General features: G+C 74.5%; 4 protein-coding genes. 2 read left to right on the forward strand and 2 right to left on the reverse strand.

All coding sequences use genetic code 11. The features are described 5' to 3' along the window. Nucleotides 1-18: 18 nt before the first annotated feature. Nucleotides 19-6,942 (reverse strand): apolipoprotein A-IV repeat region-like domain-containing protein, encoded by a 6,924-nt coding sequence (locus MFF06_RS17330; RefSeq protein ID WP_238206210.1) that lies wholly within the window; start codon nt 6,940-6,942, stop codon nt 19-21. Between the two features lie 245 nt (nt 6,943-7,187). On the opposite strand from MFF06_RS17330, the gene MFF06_RS17335 reads away from it, so the two are divergent. Both MFF06_RS17335 and MFF06_RS17340 read left to right on the forward strand, forming a co-directional pair. After that, nucleotides 7,188-7,511 carry an Hpt domain-containing protein gene (locus tag MFF06_RS17335; protein ID WP_238206211.1) on the forward strand — a complete coding sequence of 108 codons (324 nt, stop codon included), beginning with the start codon at nt 7,188-7,190 and terminating at the stop codon, nt 7,509-7,511. A gap of 164 nt (nt 7,512-7,675) precedes the next feature. After that, on the forward strand, nt 7,676-7,996 hold the full coding sequence (locus MFF06_RS17340; protein WP_238206213.1) for a 2Fe-2S iron-sulfur cluster-binding protein: 321 nt from the start codon (nt 7,676-7,678) through the stop codon (nt 7,994-7,996). A 115-nt stretch (nt 7,997-8,111) separates the two neighbouring features. Here the strand turns inward: MFF06_RS17340 and MFF06_RS17345 are convergent, their stop codons facing one another. Next, entirely contained in the window at nt 8,112-9,287 is a 1,176-nt protein-coding gene (locus tag MFF06_RS17345) for a vWA domain-containing protein (protein ID WP_238206216.1), read from the reverse strand. Between the last annotated feature and the right edge of the window lie 226 nt (nt 9,288-9,513).

A 9,513-nucleotide genomic window follows, 5' to 3' on the forward strand; every position in this document is an offset into this window, starting at 1 on the left:
GACTTTCGAGACCGATGCTCACGCGCCCTCGAACCGCCCGCTCGCGTGGGCGAGCATGGTGTAGACCTTGCCGGTCTCCGAGGTGAGGTAGGCGTCGGTCCGCTTGGCGTCGGGGTCGTTCTTGACCACGTCGGCGAGCAGGCGCTCGAACTCGCTGACGTAGCGGTCCACGCTCCGGCGGAACTCCTGGTCCGACCGGTACCGGCGCTGGATCTCGGCGAAGGTCGCCTGCCCCTGCGCCGTGTAGATCTTCGTCGTGAACAGGTTCGGCTCGCCCCGGCGGTACCGGTCCCACAGATCGACGGCGGTCCGGTGCTCGATCATCCGCGCGATGTCGGTGGAGATCGTGTCGAGGGCGATCCGCCCGGTCTCGGCGGCGGGCTTGGGCCCCGCCGCCCCGGTGGAGGCGGCGCCCTGCCCGGCGGGCCGGGCCTGCGCGCTGCGGGCCGGGGTGGCCGGGGCCGCAGGAGCGGCGGGCGCCCCCTGCGTCGGGTTCTCGGCCTCGTCGTCGAGGGAGACGCGCGTCAGCAGGTCGGAGAGCCAGCCCCGCTTGTTGGCGTTGCCGCCGGAGGACGCCGGGGGCGGAGGCGGGGCCGAACTCGCCGTGCGCGGCTCGAACCGGGCCGGAGCCGCCGTGCGGGCCGGCGCGGGGGCGGCGGGCAAGGAAGCCGCCGACGGTGCCGCCACCAGAGCGGGAGCGGCCACCGGGGCGGCCGCAGGCGCGGCCGTCGCGGTGACGGGCGCAGGCGTGGCCGGGGGCGCCGCGGCCGGCGCCGACGACAGGGCAGTGGAGCGCCCCCCCGTCTCCGCCACCCGGCGCTGCGGCTGGGCGACGGGCTGCGCCACGTCCACCGCGCGCCCGCTGCGGGCGACGAGGGACGACAGCTCGTTCAGCGCCTTGATCTGGTCGCTGACGACCCGCCGCATCTCGCCCGCCGCATCCTGGGTCTTGCGCGGCAGTTCGAGCACGCCCCGGGCGAGGTCCGCCCGCGTCGCGTCGAGTTCCGTGCGGATCGAGGCCGCCATCTCACGCAGGCCGGTGACGGATTCACCGAACTGGCTCTGCGCCTCGGTCAGGCCGTCGCGCATCTCCCGCGCGGCGGTGTCGAGGGCGGCGCGGACGCTCGCGGCGACCCGTTCCGCCTCGGCGTCGGCATCGCCCTTGAGACCGTCGAAGGCCCCGGCAACCTGCGCCCCCGCCCCTTCGGCGGACCGGGCGAGGGACTCGCCCAGCGCCCGCGCCCGCATCTCGGCGTCCCGCAGGATCCGGTCGAGGGTCCCGGCGAAGGTCGTCCCGCGGCTCTCCAGGGTCTCCGCCCGGGCCTCGAAGTCGGCGAGCGTGGCGGCGAGCGCCCGCTCCCGCTCGGCCAGCACGGTGGACAGCCGGGACTCGACCGCGCCGAGGGACTCCGCCGCCCCGTCGAGGGCCGCCACGTGGCGCTGGGTGAGTTCGCCCAGCGACCGGCCGCGCTCGTCCAGCGTCCGCGCGAGGCTGGCGGCCTCGCGCAGGGCGCCCTGGGAGACGTCCTGCAGGGCGACGACCTGCGCCGACACCGCGGAGCCGGCGCGCCCGGCCTCGTCGGCCACCTGCACCAGCGCCGTCTGGATCGACTCCACCCGGCCCGCGAGGCTGTGCTCGATGGCGCCGAAATTGGCGTCCGCCCCGGCCACGAGGTCGGTGAGCGCCGCGTTGGCGCCCTCGACCCGGGCGAGCACGCCGCCGAGTTCCCGGGCGAGGCGGTCGTTGGTCTCGGCGAGGTCGCCGAGCGTCCGGCCGGCACCCTCGTCCACGGCTGCCCGCAGGATCTCGGCGGAGGCGCGGGCCTGAATGGCGAGCCGCTCGGTGTTGATGCGCAGGGTCTCGGCGAGGGGCAGGCCGGTCTCGGCCAGCGCGTGCTCGATGGCCCCGGCCCGGTCGGACAGGGCATCGGCGAGGCTGCGCATCGGCCCGTCGACGGCCTCGCGGAACCGCGCCACATGGCCTTCGACTTCGCTGGAGATCGTGCGCCCGTTGGCGGTGAAGCCCGCCAGCAGGTCCCCGCCGCGCTCCTCGATCGCCCGGACGAGGATCTCGGCGCTCTCCGCGAGGCGGCGCGCCAGGGCCTCGCCGCGGGCGTCCACCAGGGCACCCAGCGCCTCGGCCCGGCGCTCGAAGCTGACGCCCATGGCCTCCGCGCGCCGGTCCATGAGGGCGGCGAGCGTCGCCTCGCGCGTCGCCAGGATCGCGGCGATGGCGCCCGTATGGGCCTCGACCTGCTCGGCGTAGAGCCGCGCGCGGTCGTCGAGGAAGGTCCCGAGCCCGCTGGTGCGCTCGTCCATGAGCCCGGCGAAGGCGTCGTGCCGCTCGTCGAAGGCCGTGGCGAGGGCGTCGGCGCGCTGGCCCACGAGGGTGGCGAACAGGCGCATCCGCCCGTCGATGCGCTGGCTGAAGGCCTCGGCCCGGGCCTCGACCTCGCGGGTGAGGTCGGCGGTGCGGCCCTCCACCACGCTCTCGAGGTCGCGGACCCGCGCGTCGAACACCTCCGCGATGGCGCCGGTGCGCTCCTCGGCGGCGTCGATCAGGCCGCGGCTGCGGGAGTCGAGCAGACCCTCGATGGCCGCCCGCGCCTCGTCGAAGGTCGTCTGCAGGCTGGCGATCCGGGTGTCGAACAGGCCCGCGACGCCGGCGGGCGCCTCATCGAGGAGGCTGCGCATGGCGTCGGCCTGGGTCTTGATCTGGTCGGCGATCTCGCCGCCCCGGGCCTCCACGAGGTCGCGCAGGCCGTCCTGGGCCTCCTCGAACAGGGCGCGCAGGCGCTGTGTGCGCGTGTCGAGGGTGGCGGCGAGCTGGCGCTCCCGGCCCTCCACCAGCGCGGCGACGGCGGCGGGCGCCTCCTCCAGCAGGGTGCGCAGGGCCTGCAGCCTGGCATCCACGGAGGTGGCGAACCGGCCGCTGCCGTCCTCCACCGCCGCGTCGAGGGTGGCCTGGGCCTCCTCGAACAGGCTGCGCAGGCCCTGGGCGCGGGCGTCCAGGGTTTCCGCGAGGCGGGTGCCCCGGCCCTCCACCAGTTCCTCCAGGCGCCCGAGGCGCGAGTCGAACAGGTTGCCGAGGGCCTCGGTGCGGGACTCCAGGGCGCCGGCCGCCGTGCCGAGGGAGCGCTCGAGGGTCTCCACGAGATCGCGGCCACGGCCGTCGAGGGCCTCGCTGAGGGGGCCCGTGCGCCCGTCGAGGGTCTCGACGAGGGTCTGCGCGTGCCCGTCCAGCATCGTACGGATCTGGCTGGTGCGGTCGTCGAGGAGGGTGTGGACGGAGCGCACGCCCTCGTCCAGCATCCCGCTGATGTCGGCGGTGCGGGTGGCCAGCGTGTGCCCGAGGCGGCCCTCGCCCTCGCCCAGCATCCGCTCGGCGTCGGCGATGGTCTGCTGCAGCTTGGCGAGGACGCTCTCGCCCCGGCCGCCGATGAGGTCGGCGAGTGAGGTGCTGCCGCTGTCGAACAGGCGGGCGAGCTCGGTGATCCGGTCGCCGATGACGCCGAACACCGCCCGGCCCTTCTCGTCGAGCTCCCTGGCCATCACGGCCGTCCGCTCGTCGATCAGGCGGCCCAGCAGGTCCGACCGCTCGCTGAAGGCGAGGCGCACCTCCTCCGTCCGGGCCACCAGGGCCGCGTCGGCGGTGGCGGCGCGCTCGGCCACGAGGCGGGCGATCTCCTCGCCCCGCTCCGCCAGGGAGGAATCGAGGGCGCGGGTGTGCTCCGCGACGGCCCCGGTCAGGGCCGCCACGCGCTCGCCCATGGCGGCGTCGATGCCGCCGGTGCGGTCCTCGATCGCCTGCACGAGGTCGCGGGTGCGCTGCGCCAACTCGGCATCGACGGCGCGGGTGCGCGCCTCGATGAGGCGGATCGCCTCGAAGGCCTGCGAGCCGAAGCTCTCGTCCACGAGGCGGGCGCGCTCGTCGAGGTTGGCGCTGATCTCGTCCAGGCGCCGCAGCACGGTGCCGTCGAAGCGTTCGGCCCCCGCGTCGAGGGCGGTGGCGATCGCCGCCGTGCGGCGCTCCAGCTCGGCGTTGAAGCCGGAGGACCGGGCGTCGAGGTCGCGGGCGGCCTCGGCGAGGCGCGCCTCCACGGCCTGGACGAGGTCGCGGCTGCCCTCGCTCATGATGCGGGCCATTTCCCCGGCGCGGGCGGCCAGCGCCTCGCTCAGGGCGGTCGCCCGGGTGCCGAGCTGGCCGTCCACGTGGCCGACCAGGGTGGCGAAGGTTTCGGCCACCTCGCTCGTGCGCTTGGCGGAACGCTCCTCCAGGGTGCCGAGATGGGTCTCGATGAGCGCCCCGGCCTCCCGGGCGCGGTCGGCGATGGTCTCCGCCACGGCCTGCCCCCGGTCGGTGAGGAGGCGGTTCACCTCGTCGAGCTGGGCGCCCACGGTGTCGCCCAGCGCGGTGGTGTCGCGGCTGATCCGGTCGGCGAGGATGTCGCCGCGGGCGATCACGTCCTGGAGGGCGGCGAGGCGGCTGCCCATCACCTCCTCGATCGCCCGGACACGCCCGTCGGCGGTCTCGGTCAGGCTCTCGCCGGTGCGGTCGAGGGTCTCGGCGATCTTGGCGCCCTGGCTCGCCACGGCGAGCACGATGTCGCGGCCGGTGCCGGCGATGCGGGCGTGCGTCTCCTCCGCATGGGTGGAGAGCAGCTGCGACACGTCGCGGCCATGGGCACCGAAGGTCGCCTCGATCTCGCCGAGGCGGGTGGAGAGGTCGGCGGCCACCTGGGCGGCGGCGCGCTCCAGGGCGCCCGTGGTCTCGTCCGTGCGGGTCGCGAGCTCCCGGCCGAGCCCGTCGAGGGCGCGGCGCAGGTCGGCGGCGGCGGACTCGCCCCGGACGCCGAATTCGCGGCCCGCCTCGTCGGCGGCCTCGCGGAAGCGGGTGAGCAGGGCCGTGGCCTCGGCCTCGACGGCGCCCGTGGTCTCGGTGGAGGCGAGCCGCAGGGCGACGAGCCCCTCGGTGAGCCGCGCGGCGGCTTCGGCCGCCCGGCCGTCGATCTCCCCGGACAGGTGCTCCACCGTGTCGCGCAGGGTGCGCACGGCGTCGCCGGCCCCGGTCTCGAAGCCCCGGCCGAGGGCGGCGAAGGCGGATTCCAGCCCCTCGGCCGCCTCGCGGGTACGGCCCGCGAGCAGGCCGCCGGCCCGCTCGGCCGCCGCGTCGAGGCGCGACTCGAGGGCGGCGCCGTCGATGGCGATGGTCTCGTGCAGGCGGCCGGCGATGCCCTCGATCCGCTCGGTCAGCTCGCCGCCGCGCCCGGCGACGGTCTCGCCCAGGCGCTCGGCGGCGGCGATCAGTTCGTCGCGCACCGCGTCCGCGCGGCTTGCGAGGGCCACGGCCGCCCCGTCGGCGGCCTGGGTCAGGCCCTCCTGGGCGTTGCGCCCGCTCGCCGCGATGGTGCCGGCGATGTCGCGCCCGGCGCCCTCGATCTCGGTGCGCAGGGCCGCGCCCCGGTCGGCGAGGTCGGCCGTGAAGGCGGTGCCGGCCTGCACGAACCGCTCGGTGATGTCGGCGCCGGTGGCCGCGAAGCGGTCCGTCAACTCGGTGCCGCGGGAGAGGAACGCCCCCTCCAGGGTGCTCGCGGACCGCTCGAAGCTCTCGCGCACGGCGAGGCTCTGGCGCTCGATGACGGCGCCCACTTCGGAGCCCGTGGCGGTGAGGGCCTCGGAGACCCGACCCGCGCTCTCGGCGAGGCTGCCGGTGAGGCTCCGGCCGGTGGTCTCGAAGGCGTCGGTCAGGCCCCGGCCGGTGGTCTCGAAGCTGCCGGTCAGGTCGGCCGTCTGCGCCCGGAAGGTCTCGATCAGGTCGGAGCCGACGCCCCGGAGCCCCTCTCGGACCTCCGTGCCCGTGGCGGCCAGCCGTTCGATCAGCGCCTCGCCGCGCCCGTCCATCTTGTCCACGACCCGGTCGCCGACCTCGCCGAGGGTGGCGGTGAGGGCCGCGCCCCGCGCGTCGAGGGCGCCGGTCACGCGCTCGCCCGCGCCGTCGAGGGCCGACACGATGCGCTGGGCCGCCCCGTCGAGTTCTTGGCTGAGGTTCTGGTGCGAGCCCGCGATGGCCCCGCGGACCCGCTCGGCGTTGGTGACGATCGCCTCGCGCTGGGCGACTAGTTCCTCCACCAGGGAGCGAATGCGGATCTCGTTGTCGGAATAGGCCCGCTCCAGGGTGGCGATCTCGCCCCGGACCAGGGTCTCCAGCTCGCCGGCGCGGGCCAGCGCCCGCTCCACCCCGTCGCCCACGGCGGCGACCTCGCGGCGGACGGTCTGCGACATGGTCAGGACCGCGTCCGTGGAGAAGCCCTCCGGCTCCGCGAGGCGCACGGCGACCTCGCCCACCGCGCGGGCGACGAGACGCATCTCGTGGGCGCGCACGGCGAGCATGGCCGCCACCACGAACAGGATGACCGGGCCCGCCAGCGCCGAGGCGACGCCCATCGCCTGCAGGGGCGAGAGGCTGGTCACGAAGGCGCGTAGATCGCCGTCGGACTGGGCCCAGGCGGCGGCGGTGAGGCCCCCAATCCAGGCGAGGCCGAGGACGAGGGCGACGAGGTAGGGCTTGCGCGAGGGGCGGGCGCGCAGGGTCTGCTGGAGGATGCCGATGTTGCGCCGGTCGTCGTTCGCCACGAGGGAACGGTCGGGCGGCAGCAGGCCGCCCTCGCGCCGGGGCCGGTCGAGGTCGGGGGAGGGGACGTCGGAGGCGAGGGGCGGATCCTGGGGACCGCCGGCCGGGCCGCCGAGTTCGAGGCGGGGAGGGGCCTGACGTCCCGACGGATCGCGGGCGATGCCCGCCTCCTGCATCGTGTCGCCGACTTCGGGCAGGCGCGGCTCCGCCCGAGCCCCGCCCTCCCGGATCAGGGAGTCGAGGCTCAGGGCCTGCTCGATGGCTGAGAGAGCGGCCTCGGCCGGGTCCTTCAGCTTCTTGTCGGTCGCCATCCAACGCCTCGCACGCACGGGTTCGGCGCTCGCACGCCGAAGACGCAACACCCCGTTTACCACTCGAGCCTACCGGCCGGCACCGTACCCCGATACCGGGCCGGGCGGCCGACCCCAGGAAACCTTAACGGAATGGTTACCGTGACCGATCCGAGGGGCCTCCCCATGGTGACAGGGACCGGCCCGAAGTGCGAGGCACGGACAGGGCCGTGCCGGCGCTTGAGATGTGGATTGCGGGGTCGCCGATGGATGAAATCGACCGGAGCGCCCTCGATGCGCAGACCGGCGGGGATCGGGAGCTCGCCCGCGAGGTGCTCGGCCTCTTCGCCGCCGAGTGCCGCTCGCTCCTGCACGCCGCCGCGGACGTCCGGGCCGGGCCCGTCGCGCGGGCCGATGCGGCCCATACCCTGAAGGGTGCGGCCGCCGGCATCGGCGCGGCGCGGGTCCGGGCGCTGGCCGACGTGGCCGAGGCCCGCCTGCGCAGCGGCGACCCGGGCTCCGAGGAGGCCGTCGCCGCCCTCGCCCGCGCCGCCGAGGCCGCCCTGGACGAGATCGCCCGCGAGGGGTGATGCGGAGACGGAGGCGGGTTCCGGACGGGGCAGGCTTCGAAAGGTCTCACTCGCCGGGCGTCGATCCGCTTGCTTTCCGCCCTCCGAGCCTCCAAGCAGTGGCCGCCGCCCGCCGAGCCGCCACTTAGGTATCGCCGCCCGGTGCGCGCGGAGGAGCCCTGAGCATGCCGAAGATCACCTACGTCGATCACGCCGGAACGGAGCGGACGGTCGAGGGCAGCGTCGGCGCCACCGTGATGGAGACGGCGCTGCGCAACAGCGTGCCCGGCATCGACGCGGAATGCGGCGGCGCCTGCGCCTGCGCCACCTGCCACGTCTATGTCGACGACGCCTGGATCGACACGGTCGGCAAGGCTCAGGACATGGAGCAGGACATGCTCGATTTCGCCACCGACGTGCGCGAGAATTCTCGCCTGTCCTGCCAGATCAAGATCACCCCCGAGCTCGACGGCCTCAAGGTCGCGACCCCCGCCCAGCAGGGGTGAAGTCGGGGTTCCCAAAGGGCGAGTCCTTTGGTGGGGTCCAGGGGCAAGGCCCCTGGAACGCAGGGCTCCGCCCTGGACCCGCCAAAGGGATGATCCCTTTGGAAACCCGGGGCTCTCAGCGCACCAGCGTCCTGGCGGCGCTGTCGAGCCCTTCCAGGGTGAGCGGGAACATCCGGCCGGCCATCAGGCGCTGCACCATGCTGATCGACTGCGTGTAGGCCCAGTGGGTCTCGGGCACGGGGTTGAGCCACGCCGCCTTGGGGAAGTGGTCGAGGAGACGCCCGAGCCACGCGGCGCCGGGCTCCTCGTTCCAGTGCTCCACCGAGCCCCCCGGCACGGCGATCTCATAGGGGCTCATGGACGCGTCGCCCACGAACACCACCCGGTAATCGCTGCCGTAGGTGCGGATCACCTCCTGCACCGGCGTGCGGGCGTCGTGGCGCCGCGCGTTCTGCGTCCAGACGCCCTCGTAGACGCAATTGTGGAAGTAGAAGTGGACGAGGTGCTTGAACTCCGAGCGTGCGGCGGAGAACAGGGCCTGCGCCTGCTCGATGTGCCAGTCCATCGAGCCGCCGACGTCGAGGAAGAGCAGCACCTTCACCGCGTTGCGCCGCTCGGGGCGCATCTTCACGTCGATATAGCCCTGGCGGGCGCTCGCCCGGATGGTGCCGTCGAGGTCGAGTTCGTCCGCCGCCCCGGTGCGGGCGAAGCGGCGCAGGCGGCGCAGGGCGAGGCGCATGGTGCGGGCGCCGATCTCGGCGGTATCGTCGAAATCGCGGAAATCGCGCCGGTCCCAGACCTTCACCGCCCGGAAGTTCCGGTTGCCGTCCTGGCCGATGCGGATGCCCTCCGGGTTGTAGCCGTAGGCGCCGAAGGGGGAGGTGCCCCCGGTGCCGATCCATTTCGAGCCGCCCTGGTGGCGGCCCTTCTGCTCCGCGAGGCGCTGCTTCAGGGTCTCGAACAGCTTGTCCCAGCCGAGCGCCTTCAGCTGCGCCTTCTCCTCCTCGGTGAGGTATTTCTCCGCGAGCTTGCGCAGCCACTCCTCGGGGATCGGCACCGCGTCCACCGCCTCGCCGACGGTCTCCAGCCCCTTGAACACGCTGCCGAACACCCGGTCGAACCGGTCGAGATGCGCCTCGTCCTTCACCAGCGCCGTGCGGGAGAGGAAGTAGAACTCCTCGACGCTCTTGCCCGGCAGATCGCGCTCCATCGCCCCGAGGAGCACGAGGTACTCCTTGAGGGTGACGGGAACCTTCGCCTCGCGCAGGGCGGTGAAGAACTGAAGCAGCATGGGCCGACAACGCGCGAGGGCGGGGCAGGGGTCAAGTCACCCGCCGATCATTCGGCGCCGACCCGGCGGCCGTGGAGGGTCCCGTCACGCCGCGCCGCACCATTCCGGCGCCGTCGAATCCTGCGCGAATCACCCCGCGACGCCGCAGAGTCTTCCCGGCTTGGCCTTAAGTGTTGCGTCGCCCGGAGATTAACTCTTCCTCCGAGCGACGCAACACTTAAGGCCA

This window comes from Methylobacterium aerolatum (assembly GCF_022179085.1).
GTDB classification, from domain to species: domain Bacteria; phylum Pseudomonadota; class Alphaproteobacteria; order Rhizobiales; family Beijerinckiaceae; genus Methylobacterium; species Methylobacterium aerolatum.